Annotated in this window: 13 protein-coding genes, 4 tRNA genes and 5 rRNA genes; 5 read left to right on the top strand and 17 right to left on the bottom strand. The window is 44.3% G+C overall.

The window, feature by feature from the left end; genetic code table 11:
- From LRQ06_RS05720 to dusA, 15 genes are all read right to left on the bottom strand, one after another.
- Positions 1 to 1,057 (bottom strand): 23S ribosomal RNA (locus LRQ06_RS05720); the annotation flags it as partial.
- Positions 1,058 to 1,398: 341 nt separating this feature from the next.
- Positions 1,399 to 1,473, bottom strand: a tRNA-Val gene (locus tag LRQ06_RS05725).
- Between the two features lie 28 nt (positions 1,474 to 1,501).
- Positions 1,502 to 1,576 (bottom strand) — tRNA-Lys (locus LRQ06_RS05730).
- 2 nt (positions 1,577 to 1,578) lie between these two features.
- A tRNA-Glu gene (locus LRQ06_RS05735) sits at positions 1,579 to 1,654 on the bottom strand.
- A gap of 67 nt (positions 1,655 to 1,721) precedes the next feature.
- A 16S ribosomal RNA gene (locus LRQ06_RS05740) occupies positions 1,722 to 3,263 on the bottom strand.
- A 343-nt stretch (positions 3,264 to 3,606) separates the two neighbouring features.
- Positions 3,607 to 3,722, bottom strand: a 5S ribosomal RNA gene (rrf, locus tag LRQ06_RS05745).
- 86 nt (positions 3,723 to 3,808) lie between these two features.
- A 23S ribosomal RNA gene (locus LRQ06_RS05750) occupies positions 3,809 to 6,698 on the bottom strand.
- A 277-nt stretch (positions 6,699 to 6,975) separates the two neighbouring features.
- Positions 6,976 to 7,051 (bottom strand) — tRNA-Ala (locus LRQ06_RS05755).
- Positions 7,052 to 7,115: 64 nt separating this feature from the next.
- Positions 7,116 to 8,657 (bottom strand): 16S ribosomal RNA (locus LRQ06_RS05760).
- Between the two features lie 564 nt (positions 8,658 to 9,221).
- A complete protein-coding gene (locus tag LRQ06_RS05765) occupies positions 9,222 to 9,998 on the bottom strand; it encodes a phosphoadenylyl-sulfate reductase (RefSeq protein ID WP_232765483.1) in 777 nt (258 codons plus the stop codon).
- Positions 9,991 to 11,724 carry an assimilatory sulfite reductase (NADPH) hemoprotein subunit gene (gene cysI / locus LRQ06_RS05770; protein WP_232765484.1) on the bottom strand — a complete coding sequence of 578 codons (1,734 nt, stop codon included), beginning with the start codon at positions 11,722 to 11,724 and terminating at the stop codon, positions 9,991 to 9,993. Before cysI ends, LRQ06_RS05765 begins: the two co-directional genes overlap by 8 nt.
- On the bottom strand, positions 11,724 to 13,544 hold the full coding sequence (locus LRQ06_RS05775; protein ID WP_232765485.1) for an assimilatory sulfite reductase (NADPH) flavoprotein subunit: 1,821 nt from the start codon (positions 13,542 to 13,544) through the stop codon (positions 11,724 to 11,726). Before LRQ06_RS05775 ends, cysI begins: the two co-directional genes overlap by 1 nt.
- Before the next feature lie 104 nt (positions 13,545 to 13,648).
- A complete protein-coding gene (locus tag LRQ06_RS05780; protein WP_232765486.1) occupies positions 13,649 to 13,882 on the bottom strand; it encodes a hypothetical protein in 234 nt (77 codons plus the stop codon).
- A 126-nt stretch (positions 13,883 to 14,008) separates the two neighbouring features.
- Positions 14,009 to 14,209 (bottom strand): envelope stress response protein PspG, encoded by a 201-nt coding sequence (gene pspG / locus LRQ06_RS05785; RefSeq protein ID WP_232765487.1) that lies wholly within the window; start codon positions 14,207 to 14,209, stop codon positions 14,009 to 14,011.
- A gap of 167 nt (positions 14,210 to 14,376) precedes the next feature.
- Positions 14,377 to 15,402, bottom strand: coding sequence for a tRNA dihydrouridine(20/20a) synthase DusA (dusA, locus tag LRQ06_RS05790; protein ID WP_232765488.1), 1,026 nt, complete (start codon positions 15,400 to 15,402; stop codon positions 14,377 to 14,379).
- Between the two features lie 102 nt (positions 15,403 to 15,504).
- On the opposite strand from dusA, the gene LRQ06_RS05795 reads away from it, so the two are divergent.
- The 3 genes from LRQ06_RS05795 to LRQ06_RS05805 all read left to right on the top strand — a co-directional run bounded on the left by LRQ06_RS05795 (position 15,505) and on the right by LRQ06_RS05805 (position 16,952).
- A complete protein-coding gene (locus tag LRQ06_RS05795; RefSeq protein ID WP_232765489.1) occupies positions 15,505 to 15,669 on the top strand; it encodes a hypothetical protein in 165 nt (54 codons plus the stop codon).
- A 347-nt stretch (positions 15,670 to 16,016) separates the two neighbouring features.
- Positions 16,017 to 16,475 (top strand): Fur family transcriptional regulator, encoded by a 459-nt coding sequence (locus LRQ06_RS05800; protein ID WP_232765848.1) that lies wholly within the window; start codon positions 16,017 to 16,019, stop codon positions 16,473 to 16,475.
- A gap of 15 nt (positions 16,476 to 16,490) precedes the next feature.
- Entirely contained in the window at positions 16,491 to 16,952 is a 462-nt protein-coding gene (locus tag LRQ06_RS05805; protein ID WP_232765490.1) for a chemotaxis protein CheX, read from the top strand.
- Between the two features lie 83 nt (positions 16,953 to 17,035).
- Here the strand turns inward: LRQ06_RS05805 and pgi are convergent, their stop codons facing one another.
- A complete protein-coding gene (gene pgi / locus LRQ06_RS05810; protein WP_232765491.1) occupies positions 17,036 to 18,685 on the bottom strand; it encodes a glucose-6-phosphate isomerase in 1,650 nt (549 codons plus the stop codon).
- Positions 18,686 to 18,936: 251 nt separating this feature from the next.
- Between pgi and LRQ06_RS05815 the strand changes: the two genes are divergently transcribed.
- On the top strand, positions 18,937 to 19,356 hold the full coding sequence (locus LRQ06_RS05815; protein ID WP_232765492.1) for a secondary thiamine-phosphate synthase enzyme YjbQ: 420 nt from the start codon (positions 18,937 to 18,939) through the stop codon (positions 19,354 to 19,356).
- 36 nt (positions 19,357 to 19,392) lie between these two features.
- Here the strand turns inward: LRQ06_RS05815 and LRQ06_RS05820 are convergent, their stop codons facing one another.
- Entirely contained in the window at positions 19,393 to 20,799 is a 1,407-nt protein-coding gene (locus LRQ06_RS05820) for a replicative DNA helicase (RefSeq protein ID WP_232765493.1), read from the bottom strand.
- A gap of 265 nt (positions 20,800 to 21,064) precedes the next feature.
- Here LRQ06_RS05820 and LRQ06_RS05825 point away from each other — a divergent pair, with 265 nt between their 5' ends.
- Positions 21,065 to 21,823 carry a DUF481 domain-containing protein gene (locus tag LRQ06_RS05825; RefSeq protein WP_232765494.1) on the top strand — a complete coding sequence of 253 codons (759 nt, stop codon included), beginning with the start codon at positions 21,065 to 21,067 and terminating at the stop codon, positions 21,821 to 21,823.
- Positions 21,824 to 21,867: the final 44 nt, after the last annotated feature.

The raw sequence follows: 21,867 nt of genomic DNA on the forward strand, positions 1-21,867 counted from the left end.
AAGCCAACATCCTAGCTGTCTGAGCCTTCCCACATCGTTTCCCACTTAGCTGTAATTTGGGACATTAGCTGGCGGTTATGGCCTGGGGTTGTTTCCCTCTCCACGACGGACGTTAGCCACCCGCCGTGTGTCTCCCGGATAGTACTTACTGGTATTCGGAGTTTGCAAAGGGTGGTAAGTCGGGATGACCCCCTAGCCTTAACAGTGCTCTACCCAGTAGTATTCGTCCGAGGCGCTACCTAAATAGCTTTCGGGGAGAACCAGCTATCTCCGAGTTTGATTGGCCTTTCACCCCTAGCCACAGGTCATCCGCTAATTTTTCAACATTAGTCGGTTCGGTCCTCCAGTTGATGTTACTCAACCTTCAACCTGCCCATGGCTAGATCACTCGGTTTCGGGTCTATATCCAGAGACTAAACGCGCAGTTAACACTCGCTTTCGCTACGGCTCCCCTAATCGGTTAACCTTGCCACTGAATATAAGTCGCTGACCCATTATACAAAAGGTACGCAGTCACCTAACTAGTAGGCTCCTACTGCTTGTACGTACACGGTTTCAGGTTCTGTTTCACTCCCCTCACAGGGGTTCTTTTCGCCTTTCCCTCACGGTACTGGTTCACTATCGGTCAGTCAGGAGTATTTAGCCTTGGAGGATGGTCCCCCCATTTTCAAACAGGATATCACGTGTCCCGCCTTACTCGATTTCACTCATACAATGCCGTCAGTTACGGGGCTGTCACCCTGTATCGCGTGCCTTTCCAGACACTTCACCTGACACTGTATCAGCTTAAGGGCTACTCCGATTTCGCTCGCCGCTACTTTCGGAATCTCGGTTGATTTCTTTTCCTCGGGGTACTTAGATGTTTCAGTTCTCCCGGTTCGCCTCATTAAGCTATGTATTCACTTAATGATACTTACTGCTGTAAGTGGGTTTCCCCATTCGGAAATCTCAGATTCAGGTGGCTCTTACTGCCTCATCTGAGCTTATCGCAAGTTAGTACGTCCTTCATCGCCTCTGACTGCCAAGGCATCCACCATGTACGCTTAGTCACTTAACCATACAACCCGAAAAAGTTTCGGAATGTGGTCTTGTCACCAAGATTTGTCTGCCATTTTTATACATGCGGCAGACTATGATATTGCCGGACTCAATTTCCAAGAACACTTGATTGTGTTGAGTCTTTCTTATACAAGAAAGTATTGAGAACTTTTACAAACAGTTTTGTTAAAAACAAAACTGCTTTGTCCAGCCTTTCCAAATTGTTAAAGAGCAATGCTACTTTCTACCAAAAGAAAGGCACTTTCTAACGACTCTCGGATGGCTATTCAGCCGTCAAAAATTCCAACCACGTACATGCAATGAAGTGGTTGGAATCCATGTCCAAAAATAGTTAGAGAGTGGTGGGCGATACCGGGTTCGAACCAGTGACCCCTGCTTGTAAGGCAGGTGCTCTCCCAACTGAGCTAATCGCCCACAATATTTGTTTTCCTGTGGCAGGAAATGGTGGGTCGTACAGGATTCGAACCTGTGACCAATTGATTAAAAGTCAACTGCTCTACAACTGAGCTAACGACCCAATGGTATCCCGTAGGGGAGTCGAACCCCTGTTACCGCCGTGAAAGGGCGGTGTCCTAGGCCTCTAGACGAACGGGACACTAAGATACTCTTAAACGACATAAACCTTCAATCTGTGTGAACACTCGACAATAACCATCATCGTGTAAGGAGGTGATCCAGCGCCAGGTTCCCCTAGCGCTACCTTGTTACGACTTCACCCCAGTCATGAACCACAAAGTGGCAAGCGTCCTCCCGAAGGTTAAACTACCTGCTTCTTTTGCAGCCCACTCCCATGGTGTGACGGGCGGTGTGTACAAGGCCCGGGAACGTATTCACCGTGGCATTCTGATCCACGATTACTAGCGATTCCGACTTCATGGAGTCGAGTTGCAGACTCCAATCCGGACTACGACGTACTTTTTGGGATTCGCTCACTTTCGCAAGTTGGCCGCCCTCTGTATACGCCATTGTAGCACGTGTGTAGCCCTACTCGTAAGGGCCATGATGACTTGACGTCGTCCCCACCTTCCTCCGGTTTATCACCGGCAGTCTCCCTGGAGTTCCCACCCGAAGTGCTGGCAAACAAGGATAAGGGTTGCGCTCGTTGCGGGACTTAACCCAACATTTCACAACACGAGCTGACGACAGCCATGCAGCACCTGTCTCAGAATTCCCGAAGGCACTCCTCTATCTCTAAAGGATTTTCTGGATGTCAAGAGTAGGTAAGGTTCTTCGCGTTGCATCGAATTAAACCACATGCTCCACCGCTTGTGCGGGCCCCCGTCAATTCATTTGAGTTTTAATCTTGCGACCGTACTCCCCAGGCGGTCTACTTAACGCGTTAGCTCCGAAAGCCACAGCTCAAGGCCGCAACCTCCAAGTAGACATCGTTTACGGCGTGGACTACCAGGGTATCTAATCCTGTTTGCTCCCCACGCTTTCGCATCTCAGTGTCAGTATCTGTCCAGGGGGCCGCCTTCGCCACCGGTATTCCTTCAGATCTCTACGCATTTCACCGCTACACCTGAAATTCTACCCCCCTCTACAGTACTCTAGCCAACCAGTTTCAAATGCGATTCCGAGGTTAAGCCCCGGGCTTTCACATCTGACTTAATCAACCACCTACATGCGCTTTACGCCCAGTAATTCCGATTAACGCTCGCACCCTCCGTATTACCGCGGCTGCTGGCACGGAGTTAGCCGGTGCTTCTTCTGCAGCTAACGTCAAAATAACAGAGTATTAATCTGTCACCCTTCCTCACTGCTGAAAGTACTTTACAACCCGAAGGCCTTCTTCATACACGCGGCATGGCTGCATCAGGGTTTCCCCCATTGTGCAATATTCCCCACTGCTGCCTCCCGTAGGAGTCTGGACCGTGTCTCAGTTCCAGTGTGGCTGATCATCCTCTCAGACCAGCTAGAGATCGTCGCCTTGGTGAGCTCTTACCTCACCAACCAGCTAATCTCACTTAGGCGTATCCGGTAGCGCAAGGTCCGAAGAGCCCCCGCTTTGACCCATAGGTATTATGCGGTATTAGCCATCGTTTCCAATGGTTATCCCCCTCTACCGGGCAACTTCCTAAGCATTACTCACCCGTCCGCCGCTCGTCAGCAAGAAAGCAAGCTTTCTTCTGTTACCGCCCGACTTGCATGTGTTAGGCCTGCCGCCAGCGTTCAATCTGAGCCATGATCAAACTCTTCAATTAAAGTTTTTTGATGCCTTAGCATCGGCTCAATGAATACTGATAACATGCACTACTTTATCAAAAGTAATGTTATGTTGAATTGACTGTGCCAAACATTCATTCTAAAAAGAAATCCTGTTCGTTTTGGTCACTCGTATCATTGATAAAATTTTTTGGATGTTTATCCGACGAGTGCCCACACAGATTGATAGGTTTATATTGTTAAAGAGCTTTGCTTTCAGTGCGTTAGCACTTAAGCAGGACGCGTATAATACGCTACCCACTTTGAAAGTCAACATAAAACTCTAATCTTTTTTAAAGTCTTATGGTGACTTGCTTAAATCAATAAGCAAGCAAAATAAAAGCCTGGCGATGTCCTACTCTCACATGGGGAAACCCCACACTACCATCGGCGCTAATTCGTTTCACTTCTGAGTTCGGCATGGGATCAGGTGGGTCCAAATCGCTATGGCCGCCAGGCAAATTCGTTAATTCAGAAAGCTGTCTTATTCTCAACCCACAACCAAGATTCTCTCTTGAGTCCGCCAAAACCTTTTCGGTGTTGTATGGTTAAGCCTCACGGGCAATTAGTACAGGTTAGCTCAACGCCTCACAACGCTTACACACCCTGCCTATCAACGTTCTGGTCTCGAACAACCCTTCAGGACACTTAAAGTGCCAGGGAAGACTCATCTCAGGGCTCGCTTCCCGCTTAGATGCTTTCAGCGGTTATCGATTCCGAACTTAGCTACCGGGCAATGCGATTGGCATCACAACCCGAACACCAGAGGTTCGTCCACTCCGGTCCTCTCGTACTAGGAGCAGCCCCCTTCAATCTTCCAACGCCCACGGCAGATAGGGACCGAACTGTCTCACGACGTTCTAAACCCAGCTCGCGTACCACTTTAAATGGCGAACAGCCATACCCTTGGGACCGACTTCAGCCCCAGGATGTGATGAGCCGACATCGAGGTGCCAAACACCGCCGTCGATATGAACTCTTGGGCGGTATCAGCCTGTTATCCCCGGAGTACCTTTTATCCGTTGAGCGATGGCCCTTCCATTCAGAGCCACCGGATCACTATGACCTGCTTTCGCACCTGCTCGAGCCGTCACTCTCGCAGTCAAGCGGGCTTATGCCATTACACTAACCTCACGATGTCCAACCGTGATTAGCCCACCTTCGTGCTCCTCCGTTACTCTTTGGGAGGAGACCGCCCCAGTCAAACTACCCACCAGGCACTGTCCTCATCCCCGATTAGGGGACCAAGTTAGAACATCAAACATACAAGGGTGGTATTTCAAGGATGGCTCCACACAATCTGGCGACTGTGTTTCATAGCCTCCCACCTATCCTACACATGTAGGCTCAATGTTCAGTGCCAAGCTGTAGTAAAGGTTCACGGGGTCTTTCCGTCTAGCCGCGGGTACACTGCATCTTCACAGCGATTTCAATTTCACTGAGTCTCGGGTGGAGACAGCGTGGCCATCATTACGCCATTCGTGCAGGTCGGAACTTACCCGACAAGGAATTTCGCTACCTTAGGACCGTTATAGTTACGGCCGCCGTTTACCGGGGCTTCGATCAACCGCTTCGACCAAAGTCTAACAGCATCAATTAACCTTCCGGCACCGGGCAGGCGTCACACCGTATACGTCATCTTACGATTTTGCACAGTGCTGTGTTTTTAATAAACAGTTGCAGCCACCTGGTATCTGCGACTCCCGTCAGCTCCATCCGCAAGGGACTTCACCATCAGGAGCGTACCTTCTCCCGAAGTTACGGTACCATTTTGCCTAGTTCCTTCACCCGAGTTCTCTCAAGCGCCTTGGTATTCTCTACCCGACCACCTGTGTCGGTTTGGGGTACGATTCCTTACTGTCTGAAGCTTAGAGGCTTTTCCTGGAAGCATGGCATCAATGACTTCACCACCTTAGTGGCTCGACATCGTGTCTCAGCCTTAAAAAGAGCCGGATTTACCTGACTCTTAAGCCTACGCACTTGAACCTGGACAACCATCGCCAGGCTCATCTAGCCTTCTCCGTCCCCCCATCGCAACAGTAAGAAGTACGGGAATATTAACCCGTTTCCCATCGACTACGCTTTTCAGCCTCGCCTTAGGGGTCGACTTACCCTGCCCCGATTAACGTTGGACAGGAACCCTTGGTCTTCCGGCGTGGAGGTTTTTCACCCCCATTATCGTTACTCATGTCAGCATTCGCACTTCTGATACCTCCAGCGTGCGTTACCACACACCTTCAGCGGCTTACAGAACGCTCCCCTACCCAATACGATAAATCGCATTGCCGCAGCTTCGGTTTACAACTTAGCCCCGTTACATCTTCCGCGCAGGCCGACTCGACTAGTGAGCTATTACGCTTTCTTTAAATGATGGCTGCTTCTAAGCCAACATCCTAGCTGTCTGAGCCTTCCCACATCGTTTCCCACTTAGCTGTAATTTGGGACCTTAGCTGGCGGTCTGGGTTGTTTCCCTCTCCACGACGGACGTTAGCACCCGCCGTGTGTCTCCCGGATAGTACTTACTGGTATTCGGAGTTTGCAAAGGGTTGGTAAGTCGGGATGACCCCCTAGCCTTAACAGTGCTCTACCCCCAGTAGTATTCGTCCGAGGCGCTACCTAAATAGCTTTCGGGGAGAACCAGCTATCTCCGAGTTTGATTGGCCTTTCACCCCTAGCCACAGGTCATCCGCTAATTTTTCAACATTAGTCGGTTCGGTCCTCCAGTTGATGTTACTCAACCTTCAACCTGCCCATGGCTAGATCACTCGGTTTCGGGTCTATATCCAGAGACTAAACGCGCAGTTAACACTCGCTTTCGCTACGGCTCCCCTAATCGGTTAACCTTGCCACTGAATATAAGTCGCTGACCCATTATACAAAAGGTACGCAGTCACCTAACTAGTAGGCTCCTACTGCTTGTACGTACACGGTTTCAGGTTCTGTTTCACTCCCCTCACAGGGGTTCTTTTCGCCTTTCCCTCACGGTACTGGTTCACTATCGGTCAGTCAGGAGTATTTAGCCTTGGAGGATGGTCCCCCCATTTTCAAACAGGATATCACGTGTCCCGCCTTACTCGATTTCACTTATACAATGCCGTCAGTTACGGGGCTGTCACCCTGTATCGCGTGCCTTTCCAGACACTTCACCTGACACTGTATCAGCTTAAGGGCTACTCCGATTTCGCTCGCCGCTACTTTCGGAATCTCGGTTGATTTCTTTTCCTCGGGGTACTTAGATGTTTCAGTTCTCCCGGTTCGCCTCATTAAGCTATGTATTCACTTAATGATACTTACTGCTGTAAGTGGGTTTCCCCATTCGGAAATCTCAGATTCAGGTGGCTCTTACTGCCTCATCTGAGCTTATCGCAAGTTAGTACGTCCTTCATCGCCTCTGACTGCCAAGGCATCCACCATGTACGCTTAGTCACTTAACCATACAACCCGAAAAAGTTTCGGAATGTGGTCTTGTCACCAAGATTTGTCTGCCATTTTTATACATGCGGCAGACTATGATATTGCCGGACTCAATTTCCAAGAACACTTGATTGTGTTGGTCTTTCTTATACAAGAAAGTATTGAGAACTTTTACAAACAGTTTTGTTTAAAAACAAAACTGCTTTGTCAGCTTTCCAAATTGTTAAAGAGCGTGATTCATAAAGAACCATGTTTAACCATTCTCTTCCCATTCACAAAGAAAAGAACACTTAAAGATGGTGGAGCTATGCGGGATCGAACCGCAGACCTCTTGCCTGCCAGGCAAGCGCTCTCCCAGCTGAGCTATAGCCCCTGAATCTTTCTAAAACATACAAACCATCAATCTGTGTGAACACTCGACAATAACCATCATCGTGTAAGGAGGTGATCCAGCGCCAGGTTCCCCTAGCGCTACCTTGTTACGACTTCACCCCAGTCATGAACCACAAAGTGGCAAGCGTCCTCCCGAAGGTTAAACTACCTGCTTCTTTTGCAGCCCACTCCCATGGTGTGACGGGCGGTGTGTACAAGGCCCGGGAACGTATTCACCGTGACATTCTGATCCACGATTACTAGCGATTCCGACTTCATGGAGTCGAGTTGCAGACTCCAATCCGGACTACGACGTACTTTTTGGGATTCGCTCACTTTCGCAAGTTGGCCGCCCTCTGTATACGCCATTGTAGCACGTGTGTAGCCCTACTCGTAAGGGCCATGATGACTTGACGTCGTCCCCACCTTCCTCCGGTTTATCACCGGCAGTCTCCCTGGAGTTCCCACCCGAAGTGCTGGCAAACAAGGATAAGGGTTGCGCTCGTTGCGGGACTTAACCCAACATTTCACAACACGAGCTGACGACAGCCATGCAGCACCTGTCTCAGAATTCCCGAAGGCACTCCTCTATCTCTAAAGGATTTTCTGGATGTCAAGAGTAGGTAAGGTTCTTCGCGTTGCATCGAATTAAACCACATGCTCCACCGCTTGTGCGGGCCCCCGTCAATTCATTTGAGTTTTAATCTTGCGACCGTACTCCCCAGGCGGTCTACTTAACGCGTTAGCTCCGAAAGCCACAGCTCAAGGCCGCAACCTCCAAGTAGACATCGTTTACGGCGTGGACTACCAGGGTATCTAATCCTGTTTGCTCCCCACGCTTTCGCATCTCAGTGTCAGTATCTGTCCAGGGGGCCGCCTTCGCCACCGGTATTCCTTCAGATCTCTACGCATTTCACCGCTACACCTGAAATTCTACCCCCCTCTACAGTACTCTAGCCAACCAGTTTCAAATGCGATTCCGAGGTTAAGCCCCGGGCTTTCACATCTGACTTAATCAACCACCTACATGCGCTTTACGCCCAGTAATTCCGATTAACGCTCGCACCCTCCGTATTACCGCGGCTGCTGGCACGGAGTTAGCCGGTGCTTCTTCTGCAGCTAACGTCAAAATAACAGAGTATTAATCTGTCACCCTTCCTCACTGCTGAAAGTACTTTACAACCCGAAGGCCTTCTTCATACACGCGGCATGGCTGCATCAGGGTTTCCCCCATTGTGCAATATTCCCCACTGCTGCCTCCCGTAGGAGTCTGGACCGTGTCTCAGTTCCAGTGTGGCTGATCATCCTCTCAGACCAGCTAGAGATCGTCGCCTTGGTGAGCTCTTACCTCACCAACCAGCTAATCTCACTTAGGCGTATCCGGTAGCGCAAGGTCCGAAGAGCCCCCGCTTTGACCCATAGGTATTATGCGGTATTAGCCATCGTTTCCAATGGTTATCCCCCTCTACCGGGCAACTTCCTAAGCATTACTCACCCGTCCGCCGCTCGTCAGCAAGAAAGCAAGCTTTCTCCTGTTACCGCCCGACTTGCATGTGTTAGGCCTGCCGCCAGCGTTCAATCTGAGCCATGATCAAACTCTTCAATTAAAGTTTTGTGTTTCTCTTAAAAAAGAGAAACGGCTCAATGAATACTGATAACATGCACTACTTTATTAAAAGTAATGTTATGTTGAATTGACTGTGCCAAACATTCATTCTAAAAAGAAATCCTGTTCGTTTTGGTCACCCGTATCATTGATAAAATCTTTTGGATGTTTATCCGACGAGTGCCCACACAGATTGATAGGTTTATATTGTTAAAGAGCTTTCTCTTCGTAATTACTTACTGAAGAGGCGGTCATTCTAGCGAGATAATCTTAAGTGTCAAACACTTTTTTATTATTTCGTCTTACCGTCAGACCTTGCTGTCACTAGCTTTCTGTTCTTTTTGAACCGTTGCCGTGTCAGTGGTTGCGCATTATAGAGAGCATTGTCACATTAGCAAGTACTTTTTCGGAAAAAACTAAAAAATAACGTTTAATTGCCGGATGTTCGTTCAACCCTTTATTTATTCAACTTTAGTCACCAAATAGGAACAGGTTACTCACTGAGTTATCCACAATAAAAAGAAGGAGCCTTTAAAAAGCTCCTTCTATTCTTACAGAAAAAGGATCAGATCCCTGAACCATCAAGCTCACCATCATCTTCATGAAGGCCACATTCCCTCTTTAATCCAAAAAACCGGGTCTCTTCTTCTTTCATTCCGGGTTCCCACTTACGGGTTGTATGGATATCACCAACTGATAAATATCCCTCTTCCCAAAGTGGATGGTATGGCAAACCAAATTCTTCCAAATAATAATGAACGTCTTTATTCGACCAATCAACCACTGGCAAAAATTTGAACACGCCATTTTGAACAGCAAGGATTGGCAGATGAGCTCTTGATTCTGATTGCTCTCTACGTAACCCTGAAAACCAGGTTCCTACATTCAAATCATGTAAAGCCCGCTTCATTGGCTCAACTTTATTAATATGGTTGTACTTGGTAATACCTTCGATTCCCTGCTCCCACAGTTTACCAAAACTCGCCTCCTGCCATGCGGGAGTATGGTCAGCCCGGTAGACTTTCAAATTCAAATCAAGTTTATCCGTTAAATACTCAATAAACTGATATGTTTCAGGAAACAAATATCCGGTGTCGGTAAGAACGATCGGAATGTCTTTCTTTATTTGAGTAACTAAATGAAGCATCAACGCGGCCTGAATACCGAAGCTAGACGAAACAGCAAACGTTCCCTGCAAATTTTCTAACGCCCATTCAATCCTTTTTTGAGTAGTCAGAGTCTCCAGATACCCATTCAACTCAGCAAGGCGCAGCGATTGCTGTCCCTTAGTCATTGAAAGTAACTCTGAAAGATCTGGCTTATAAAGCAAACCTTCAGTCATGAAAATCCCTCTTTGAAACAAAGACTTCTTTAATTATTCCAGCTCTGATAACAAAATCACCAAAGCTTTCCCCATCATCCCTTTCTGACGCCCAGCGCTGAACTAATTGATCGATTTCTTTCAGGATCTGTGCCTCGGTTATGTTTTCTTTGAACATTTTGGGCACTCGGGTCCCGGCTTTATTCCCCCCTAAATGAAGGTTATAACGACCCGGAGCTTTACCCACTAACCCTATCTCAGCCAGCATGGCACGGCCACAACCATTTGGACATCCCGTCACCCGGAGGATGATACTTTCTTTTTCATCAATACCGTGTTTACTCAGAATACCTTCCACATTTGTAACGAAATCCGGAAGAAAACGTTCAGCCTCGGCCATGGCTAGAGGACAAGTAGGGAAAGCAACACAAGCCATTGAATTAATGCGTTGCATGGAGACCGAGTCATCCATCAAACCATGCTCACGAGCTATTTTCTCTATAATGTCTTTTTGGTCTGCAGGTACCCCGGCAACGATCAGATTTTGATTTGCCGTCATACGGAAATCACCCTGATGAATTCTGGCAATTTCGGCGACACCTGTCTTCAGAGGTTTTCCCGGATAATCTAACAAACGACCATTCTCAATGAACAAGGCCAGATGAAATTTTCCATCAATTCCCTCAGCCCAGCCAATCCGATCTCCACGGGTAGTAAACTCATAGGGTTTGGTTTCTGAAAATTGAATGCCTGCTCGTTTTTCAACTTCGGCTTTAAACACATCAATACCAACGCGATCCAACGTATATTTTGTTTTCGCATTTTTACGGTTAGATCGATTCCCCCAATCTCTCTGAGTTGTCACAACTGCAGCAGCAATAGCGAGCGTATGTTCTAATGGAATAAAACCAAATTCATCCGCCCGGCGGGGATAAGTAGATTTATCACCATGAGTCATGGCAAGACCACCACCAACCAAAACATTAAAACCAACTAATTTCCCATCTTCAGCAATCGCAACGAAGTTCAGGTCGTTTGCATGAACATCAATATCATTATGAGGTGGTATTACGACGGTTGTTTTAAATTTTCGCGGAAGGTATGTACTACCTAAAATCGGCTCTTCATCTGTGGTTTCAACTTTCTCACCATCTAACCAGATTTCAGCATAAGCACGCGTCTTAGGTAATAAGTGTTCGCTAATTTTTTTCGCCCATTCGTAAGCCTCCTGATGCAGCTCAGACTCTATCGGATTCGAGGTACAAAGCACATTACGGTTAACATCGCCAGCCGTCGCAATGGAATCAATACCAATCTGATTCAACGTTTTATGCATCAGTTTGATATCCGGCTTAAGCACACCATGGAACTGAAAAGTCTGACGGGTTGTCAGGCGAATACTTCCATACATCGTATGTTCTGTCGCAAATTTGTCGATGGCCAGCCACTGTTCTGGTTTAATAATACCACCAGGCATACGGGCACGAAGCATTACATTATGTAGAGGCTCTAATTTTTGTTTGGTCCGTTCAGCACGAATATCCCTGTCATCCTGCTGATACATGCCGTGGAAACGAATTAGCTGAAAGTTATCGGCAGTAAATCCTCCCGTAATCCGATCTTTAAGATCAAATTCGATCGTGCCACGTAAAAAATCACTTTCTCCTTTCAGACGCTCGTTATCCGAAAGTGGCCCAAGCACTTCACCTAAAACTTCCTGAATATTATTTTCAATTTTAGTGCTCATTAGTATACATCCCTCTGATAACGTTTCGCTTTTCTTAACTCGTTGATAAATGTCTCTGCCTGTTCACGAGTCATTGCGCCATTCTGCTCCGCCACGGTCACCAGCGCATCATTCACATCTTTCGCCATTCGGGTTGCATCACCACAGACGTAAATATATGCACCGTCCTGAATCCAGCTCCATACCTGTTCTGCATTTTCAAGAATGCGATGTTGAACATACACTTTCTCATGCTGATCCCGGCTAAAGGCAACATCCAAACGACTCAAAATGCCTGACTTAAGATACTTTTGCCATTCAACCTGATAGAGAAAATCCTGAGTAAATGTCCGGTCTCCAAAGAACAACCAGTTCTTACCCTGAGCCCCCAGATTCTCTCTTTCCTGAATAAAACTTCGGAAAGGTGCTATCCCCGTTCCCGGCCCAATCATAATGACCGGTGCATTATTATCCTGTGGAAGTTTGAAGTTATTATTGTTCTCAATAAAGACTTTTACTGAATCACCTTCTTCCAGACGTTTACCTAAAAAGCCGGATGCACCACCCTGACGGAGTTCCCCATTCTGCTCATATTCAACAACACCAACGGTAAGATGTACTTCCTGATCAACTTCACTCTGACTTGAAGCAATTGAATATAAACGAGGCGTTAAACGGCGAAGCGTTCCCACCAACTGTTCTGCATTTAATGTAACTTCAGCTTGTTTCAACACATCAATAATCTGATGATTTGCAGAGAAATGTCTTAATTCTTCCTTATTACCAACCAAAGCAGCTAATGCTTCAGACTTTGAAAATTCAGCAATTTTGGAAATGAACTGAGGATTAGATAGCGTAATTTCAAACTTTCCGGTTAATGCATCACGCACGGGTAATTTATCCCCATCAATGTCAACTGTTTCATTTCCATCCAGATTAACTGAACTGAGTATATTTTCGACCAATTCTGAACTGTTTTCATACCAGACCCCGAGAGCGTCACCCGGTTGGTAGGTAATATCAGAACCGTCCAGATCAATCTCGATATGACGGACATCTTTACCTGAATCCCGCCCGGTAATTTTCTGACTGGTCAGAAGCGTTGCTTCAAACGGGTTCTGCTTACTATATACAGATTCAGAAGGTACAGAATTCACATTCTCAAACGGAGAAAGTGGTGACGCTTCACTAAGTGACTCTTTTACTAATTCAAGCGCCTGCTTTCTCCATTGAGCCGCATCTTCTTCATAATCAACATCGCAATCCACTCTTTCGATGAAAGCAGTTGCTCCCTGTTTTGCCAAAAACGAGTCAAAATCTTTGCCTGTCTGACAAAAAAATTCATAACTTGAATCGCCCAGCCCTAGCACGCCATATTTCAGGTTAGGCAATTTAGGCACTTTTTTGGATTGCAAAAACTCATGTAAAGCCAATGCGTTATCAGGGGCTTCACCTTCACCATTCGTAGAAGACACAATAATCACATGTGTTTCTTTGGCTAATTCTTTTCCTTTATAATCAGCAGCATCACATAACCGAACAGGAATACTTAGCGCTTTTGCTTCTTTCTCAAGTGTTTCCGCTACCCCTTTTGCATTACCGGTTTGCGATGCATATATAATGGTAAGTTTTCCCGCGCTTTGACTACTATGGCCAGAAGAAGCCAAAGCAGATGTTGTCGCCCCCTGAGACTGGCTTAATCCCCACAGATACCCACTCACCCAAGCAAGTTGAGATGAAGATAATTGCGAAGCAGTCTGCTGTAACTGATTTATCTGAGAATCATTCAAAGGACTGGCTAAGACTGCCAGTTCATTAGGATTATTATTTGCTGAAGACATCGTCACGACTTCCTTTTTCATTGCGTGACGATAGATTAACCACCCCAACTAATAACAAGAAAGAATATATGAGTATGTTTTATAACTTTTAGGAAGAAGAAGGATTATTTGGATGACTCTATCCGGACCTGTTTAAACCCAACTTCCATTGCCGTACGGGAGGCATGATCAATATTGCTGTAATGGCATTCCCCACCATTTGGATCGGTTATCACAACAAAACCACCATGAGCGTGTCTGAATTCCACTATCCACTTACCCTCTTCAGAAAATGGCTCGATAATCGCTTCTACAAGCATATTTCCCTTATATAAACTTTGTAATTCATCGATAGTCATCTTACACACCTCAATTCTAAAGAAGCATAAATCCACTACTGGCACTACTAATAATAGATTACAATTGAAATGTTAACTAAATGTATCAATATTAAATTTATAGAAATGAGAAATAGAAGCCACGATTCAGGCCTTATCTTTCCTGAACCACCAAATCGCAATTACAATGATGATAATCCATGGGGCTATCTTCAACGCAAATGCAAACATCCCGAACAATATCATGATCAGCACAGACACAATAAAAGCGATGCTCATACCAAGGACGGAAAGACCAAATATAAAGAGTGATGACACGAAGATTAAAAAAATAAATAATTCAAACACTATCGTCTCCTGATTAACGCTCTCTGATATCGAGGAAATAGCAAAACTTATACCAATTAACAGGATATATTTAACCAACTGATTAATAAGAAAAAAGAACATCCAAACTATTATAACAAGACTGTTCTTTTCTAAAAATCGTCAAACTAACCAATTTATGGTTAGTTTTAAACACCCAACTCAGTAGGGATTTTGGCTAAGGCCGCTTCCAGAACATCTACGCCCGCTCCTTTCTTATGAGCATTTTCACTGATGTATCTACGCCACTGACGGGCGCCGGGCATATTCTGAAAAAGACCAATCATATGACGGGAAATATGACCTAAATTTGCCCCATTAGCTAATTGGGTCTCAATGTAGGGGTACATATCCCGGACTACGTCGGAACGTTTCCTGACCGGTAAATCCAAACCAAAGATTCGCTGATCAACCTCGGCAAGAAGATAAGGATTCTGATAAACTTCCCGGCCGACCATGACACCATCCAGATACTGCAAATGATCCAGTGATTCCTTCAAAGATTTTATCCCGCCATTCATTGAAATAAAAAGATGAGGGAAATCTTTCTTCAACTGATAAACTCTCGGGTAATCAAGAGGCGGTATTTCCCGGTTTTCTTTCGGGCTTAATCCATTCAGCCAAGCTTTTCTCGCATGGAGAATAAACTGGTTACAGCAACCTTTTTCAGAAACAACACCGATAAAATCGGTTAAAAATTCATAGCTGTCCAAATCATCGATGCCGATCCTCGTTTTAACTGTCACCGGGACATCAGTCACTTCTCTCATTGATGCGACACATTCAGATACCAACGTTGCCTCGGCCATCAGACAAGCACCAAACCGTCCATTCTGAACCCGATCTGAAGGACAACCAACATTCAGATTGATTTCATCATAGCCACGTTCCGATGCCAGCTTTGCACATTGCGCCAGATCTTCAGGATTAGAACCACCAAGCTGCAAAGCAACCGGATGTTCCTTTTCATCATACTTAAGAAAATCGCCCCGGCCATGAATAATCGCTCCGGTGGTGACCATCTCAGTATAAAGCAACGACTGAGTTGTCAGGAGACGATGGAAATAACGGCAATGACGATCTGTCCAATCGAGCATGGGTGCAACGCTGAAACGGCTAGCACTGTAACTGCCTTTAATCCTTTCTATATCATTGGCTTCAATAGAATTTCTCATCAATTTTCATTTCCTAGGGCTTCTTTCAAATACGCTGAATAAACTGTTATAGCCTCCTCTAAGAGATCCCATGACTGAAAGAGGATCCGAAGAGAGGGATTTATGGCATTCTTTAACATTGAGCATCGAACACTCAGCAATGGTGAACCACGCTACAAAGCGACAGTATTTGTTAAATCAGATGAGCGCATAGTACACGGAGAAAACACAACCTTCAAAAAAAGTATCATCACTATCAATAAACGAATTCATTACGAAAGAAACTAATCGACTTGATGCTACTTAGCTTTAATTTCACCATTCATAAAAAGCACATGAATCAACTACAGCAGAAATATCCAAAGGATACTGTCTGCATGGATAAAATAAAAACATCGGCTATTTCAGTAGAAATTCCTTTCATAAATCATCAGATAGCCGAAACTTTTTATGCTTTCTATGCTACTTTTATAATTATCATTACCTAAAAGCTACCGTTTCTCAGCAAGATAAGGTACCTTAGGCATATTATTTTAGAAAACTGAAATAGAATAACGCTATAAACTACACAATAATGGCGCAAAGATAACGGTATTGAACCTAAAATGATATATTATTATTAAAGTCCAATGGCTATGGTGATAAGTTTGGACCCCAAATTAACCAAAAAAATTGAAAATATTTGTGCGACCAGAGGTGTTCGATTAACAGCACAAAGAAAAAGAGTTTTTGAATTGATATGCTCCAGTAAAAAGGCATTCAGTGCATACGAGCTGCTTGAAGAATTGCAAAAAAGCGAACCACAAGCAAAACCGCCAACTGTATACCGGGCACTGGATTTTTTAATGGAACAAGGATTTATTCACAGAGTTGAATCTTCAAATAGCTTTATTTTATGTTGTTCGTGCAATGCACATAAGCATTTTTTTCATTTACTGATATGTGATAAGTGTCATAATGTAATTGAATTGGAAGACGAACAACTGGTAGATTCATTAGAGAGAAATGCGGAGAAACACGAATTTCAAGTAACAAATCATGTCATAGAGTCTCATGGTATTTGTAAAACGTGCGCCTCCAGAGGAAAGAGTTAAAGATAGAAGAATATTATGCGAGCAGAATTTGTAAATCCATTTTTGGCATCGTTGATGAATGTGCTGAAAACAATGGCCTCTCTAGAGCTAAAGCCTCAAAAACCTCGGATCAAAAAAGATGAAATCGCTCGCGGTGATGTCTCTGGTTTGATAGGTATGGTCGGCGATAAAACTCGCGGTTCCATGTCCATTACTTTTGATGAAAGCCTCGCGCTGGAAATCATGCAAAATATGCTTGGTGAAAGACCGAATGGCCTGAATGAAGAAGTAACTGACATGGTTGGTGAAATCACCAATATGGTCACAGGTGGCGCTAAAAGAATTCTGGCTGAAAGTGGATTCGACTTTGATATGGCCACACCTGTTGTCGTATCAGGAAGAGGACACACTATTCGGCATAAATGCGAAGGCTCAATCATTATCATGCCGTTTTCTTCTCAATGGGGAAATGCCTTTATTGAAATATGCTTTGAATGATATTGACTAAGAAGCACCCATCTCAAATTAAAAAGCTTGGCAAATGCCAAGCTTTTTATTATCACTAATTAAAACTGTCTGTTTTATCTCATCGCTTTATAAGCATTGATCAAACCATTTGTAGAGCTATCATGACTTGCCACTTTTTCACAGCTTTCCAGTTCAGGAAGAATTGCACTGGCAAGTTGTTTACCCAGTTCAACACCCCACTGATCAAAAGTGAAAATATTCCAGATAACACCCTGAGTGAAGATCTTATGCTCATACATTGCAATCAGATTACCCAATGAACGAGGAGTGATTTCCTTCATAAGAATAGAGTTTGTTGGTCTGTTACCTTCAAATACTTTGAAAGGAACCAATTCAGTAACATCTTCAGCTTTCTTACCCGCTTTAACGAACTCAGCCTCAACCTGTTCTTTCGTTTTGCCAAACGCCAGTGCCTCCGTTTGAGCAAAGAAATTAGACAATAATTTCGAATGATGATCCGAAGTCGGATTATGTGAAATCGCTGGTGCAATAAAGTCACATGGAATCATTTTGGTTCCCTGATGAATCAGCTGATAAAAAGCGTGCTGACCATTTGTTCCTGGTTCACCCCAGATGATTGGCCCGGTCTGATAATCAACAGGGTTACCGTTACGATCAACATACTTACCATTTGATTCCATATTACCCTGCTGAAAATAAGCAGCAAAACGGTGCATGTATTGATCATACGGTAAAATAGCTTCTGACTCTGCTCCATAAAAGTTGTTATACCAGATACCGATTAACGCCATAATAACCGGAATATTATCTTCAAATGGTGTCTCTGCAAAATATTGATCCACTTCGTGAGCACCACTAAGCAGCTCAGTAAAGTTATCGAAACCGATGCCCAGAATGATAGACAAGCCGATAGCTGACCATAGGGAATAACGTCCACCAACCCAGCTCCAGAATTCGAACATATTCTCTGTATCAATACCAAAGGCAGAAACCGCTTCGGAATTTGTCGATAAGGCTACAAAGTGTTTAGCGACTTCGGATTCTGATTTTGCAGATGATAAGAACCAGTCCCGCGCAGTATGTGCGTTTGTCATTGTTTCCTGAGTGGTAAATGTCTTGGATGCGACTAAAAACATCGTTGTTTCAGGATCAACTTTTTTCAGCACTTCCGCAATATGAGTTCCGTCGACGTTGGAAACAAAATGCAGGTTCAGGTGATTTTTATAAGGTTTCAGAGCTTCCGTTACCATATAAGGACCAAGATCAGAGCCGCCAATACCGATGTTAACAACATCCGTAATCGATTTGCCGGTATAACCTTTCCAGTTTCCGGAGATCACTTTTTCAGAAAATACTTTCATTTTTTCCAGCACAGCATTAACAGCTGGCATGACATCTTCACCATCGGAATAAATGGGAGTATTGCTGCGATTACGCAAAGCTACATGAAGCACTGAGCGATCTTCTGTTTTATTAATTTTTTCGCCGCTAAACATAGCCTGAATTGCTGATTTCAGATCCGTTTGTTCAGCAAGATCCAACAAAAGTTTTAACGTTTCTTTTGTTACCAGGTTTTTTGAATAATCGACAAGGATGTCATCACCAAAACGTTTTGAGAATTGTTCAAAACGATTCGAATCCTTTGAAAATAAGTCTTTTAATGTGGTTTGTTTTGTTTGTTCGAAGTGCTCAGTAAGAGCGGCCCAAGCAGCGGTTTCTGTTGGGTTAATGTTTTTTAACATGATATCTTTCCCGATATTTATGTGCTTAACTCTGTTACTAAAAGATAGTAGTAACAGGCCCCCTATGCATTTGTAAGAATGAGATAAATGCGAAGATTATACTTAATTTTCGAAGCGAAATTATGTTTTAGCTCAAATCCCATTAATCATAATCAAGAATCTACGACTTCTGTTGCTATTGTATTGCAATCTATTCAAACTCACTATAGAGATAACATTGAAATTTGCTATTAAACTGATAGGCGATCGTTATGTGGATACAAAAAACAATAACGTTACAGGCAAGAAAAAGAGGGTTTCATCTCATTACCTCAGAGATACTAGAGCAGTTACCAGAACTGTCTTCGATCTCTGCAGGTATGCTTCATCTGTTCATACAACATACTTCTGCCAGCTTAACAATCAATGAAAACGCCGATCCCACTGTTCGTTCTGATATGGAACAACACTTTAATCACTTTGTTCCCGAACAGGCAACGTACTACCGGCACACCTATGAAGGCAGTGACGATATGCCTGCACACATTAAAGCATCCATCATAGGCCCGGATATACAGATCCCAATTCGGAATGGTCATCTGGCATTAGGAACCTGGCAGGGTATTTATTTTGGCGAACACAGAGATCATGGAGGAAACCGGGTAGTTGTAGCAACAATACAAGGAGAATAAGTACTTATTTTTCAATATAAATAATGAGTAGCAATGCTACTCATCATCAAAAGCAGGCCCGGCATAATTGTCGAAACGGGAAAAGTGGCCCTGAAATGTCAAACGTACAGAACCAATCGGACCATTACGTTGCTTACCAAGAATAATCTCAGCAGTTCCTTTCATAGGGCTGTCAGGGTGATACACTTCATCGCGATAAATAAACATGATTAAATCCGCATCCTGCTCTATGGATCCGGATTCACGTAAATCCGAGTTAACAGGGCGTTTATCTGCCCGTTGCTCCAATGAACGGTTTAACTGAGAAAGGGCAACAACCGGAACGTTCAATTCTTTCGCCAACGCTTTAAGAGAGCGGGAAATTTCCGCAATCTCCAATGTTCGGTTATCTGAGATGGAAGGCACTCTCATTAACTGCAAATAGTCGACCATAATCATGGATAAACCACCATGCTCACGGGCGAGACGACGCGCTCTGGAACGTAATTCAGTTGGTGTCAGACCTGAACTATCATCAATAAACATGTTTTTCTTCTCCATCAGTATTCCCATGGTCGAAGAAATACGGGCCCAATCTTCATCGTCCAACTGACCGGTCCGAATTTTTGTCTGATCGACCCGGGAAAGAGAAGCAAGAATACGCATCATAATCTGCTCTGAAGGCATCTCTAAAGAAAAGATAAGCACAGGCTTATCTTGCTCCATAGCCGCATTTTCGCACAAATTCATTGCAAATGTGGTTTTACCCATGGATGGACGAGCCGCGACAATAATTAAATCGGAAGGCTGCAACCCGGCCGTTTTCTTATTAAGATCTGTAAAGCCGGTATTCACCCCCGTTACACCATCCTGAGGACTCTTATAAAGCAGTTCAATCCTTTCGAGCGTTTTTTCCAGAATAGAATCTACATTCCTGGGTCCCTCATTTTCATTAGTCCGGGCTTCAGCAATAGCAAATACTTTACTTTCAGCCAGATCAAGAAGATCTTCAGAATTACGCCCCTGAGGGTCATACCCCGCATCAGCAATTTCATTTGCCACACCAATAAGATTACGAACTAATGCCCGTTCCGCCACAATATCTGCATAAGCATTAATATTGGCAGCACTCGGAGTATTTTTTGCCAGATCGGCCAGATAAGCAAAACCGCCAATATCATCTAACTGCTCTCTTTGCTCAAGATGCTCAGATAAGGTGATTAAGTCCAGAGGCTTACTTGCTTCCAAGACGCTTTTAATACCATCAAATATAAGGCGATGAGGCCGACTGTAAAAATCGGTACTGACGACCCGCTCAGCGACAGTATCCCAACGCTCGTTATCTAATAAAAGCCCGCCTAAGACAGATTGCTCCGCTTCCAGTGAATGTGGAGGTGTCTTAATTGCTTCGACCTGAGAGTCCTGATTTTTGCGATACCGGTTATCGGGTTTGGGAGCAGCCATAATATTACTCAGTTGAACTATCCTAAGTCGCTAATTATAACGAACCAAAAACATTTGTAATCAGTAATCTTAACTTTGTATTCCACTTATTGACGTCAGCCCGAAAGAAGAGCTCAACTCAGGCAATATCAGTAACGTAATGATTTCATAGGAAGGAAAGTTTGATTATCGGGAATAAAAATATTAACCCGGCACTGACGCATGCGTGGAATCTCAAGGCTAGTATGTCAAATAATGCACATTAATTAATGAATAAGGGTAAAAAGTGACAAAATATTGGTTATCGATATTCTGCTTACTCTTTCCTGCAATAGTACAAGCAAAAGATGATACCAACGACGATCTGGACATTCCCTCCCCATGGAAGCTTCAAGTCGAGTTAGGCTTTCAAAAACTGACAGGAAATACGGACTCCGAGTCTCTTAATGCGTCCTTACACGGTGAATATACCCGGGGAAGATACCGTACACACGGCGATTATAAATACTATCGATACGAAAAAAACAACGTTGAAAAAAAGAACCGCTCAACCTATGGATTACAGAACGATATAAAATTTACACCTAAAGCCTATTTCTATAGCAGTTACAGAGGGCTTGATACAAAGTATACCGCCTACTATAAAGATCACACTGTATCAGCAGGGCTTGGCTACCAGTTTATTTTCACAAAGATATTCACACTGGAAGGCGAACTCGGACCTGGCTACCGCTACCAGAAACCCAATTTAGATGAAATTGGCAGCACAGACATCGTCTTTGAAGACAAAGTAAAAGAACCCATCATCAGGGGAAGTCTGAAAAGTCATTGGGCAATATTTGATAATCTATCCTTTGACAGTAATATCACCACTGTTTCAGGGGAAAGTAATACACTGGTTACAACTGACTTAGGCATTACGACCAATGTAACTCAGGGTATTGCTATCAAAATTAACTATAACCGACAATATCATTCAAGAGTCCCGGATGGTCTAAGCAAAAAAGACTCTGTTGCTGAATTCAACTTAATGTTTTCTTTCTGAAAAGAGAATGCCCAGAGATAAAAAAACACCAGCCAATGGCTGGT

This window comes from Vibrio salinus (genome assembly GCF_021272385.1).
In the GTDB taxonomy this organism is placed as follows: domain Bacteria; phylum Pseudomonadota; class Gammaproteobacteria; order Enterobacterales; family Vibrionaceae; genus Vibrio; species Vibrio salinus.

Bases quoted from the DNA above. Each gene is read 5' to 3' on its own strand.
- LRQ06_RS05800 (WP_232765848.1), top strand. From the start codon at position 16,017: ATGGTGATAAGTTTGGACCCCAAATTAACCAAAAAAATTGAAAATATT.
- LRQ06_RS05815 (WP_232765492.1), top strand. From the start codon at position 18,937: ATGTGGATACAAAAAACAATAACGTTACAGGCAAGAAAAAGAGGGTTT.
- LRQ06_RS05795 (WP_232765489.1), top strand. From the start codon at position 15,505: ATGGCATTCTTTAACATTGAGCATCGAACACTCAGCAATGGTGAACCA.
- dusA (WP_232765488.1), bottom strand. From the start codon at position 15,402: ATGAGAAATTCTATTGAAGCCAATGATATAGAAAGGATTAAAGGCAGT.
- LRQ06_RS05780 (WP_232765486.1), bottom strand. From the start codon at position 13,882: ATGACTATCGATGAATTACAAAGTTTATATAAGGGAAATATGCTTGTA.
- LRQ06_RS05775 (WP_232765485.1), bottom strand. From the start codon at position 13,544: ATGTCTTCAGCAAATAATAATCCTAATGAACTGGCAGTCTTAGCCAGT.
- pgi (WP_232765491.1), bottom strand. From the start codon at position 18,685: ATGTTAAAAAACATTAACCCAACAGAAACCGCTGCTTGGGCCGCTCTT.
- cysI (WP_232765484.1), bottom strand. From the start codon at position 11,724: ATGAGCACTAAAATTGAAAATAATATTCAGGAAGTTTTAGGTGAAGTG.
- LRQ06_RS05820 (WP_232765493.1), bottom strand. From the start codon at position 20,799: ATGGCTGCTCCCAAACCCGATAACCGGTATCGCAAAAATCAGGACTCT.
- LRQ06_RS05765 (WP_232765483.1), bottom strand. From the start codon at position 9,998: ATGACTGAAGGTTTGCTTTATAAGCCAGATCTTTCAGAGTTACTTTCA.
- LRQ06_RS05805 (WP_232765490.1), top strand. From the start codon at position 16,491: ATGCGAGCAGAATTTGTAAATCCATTTTTGGCATCGTTGATGAATGTG.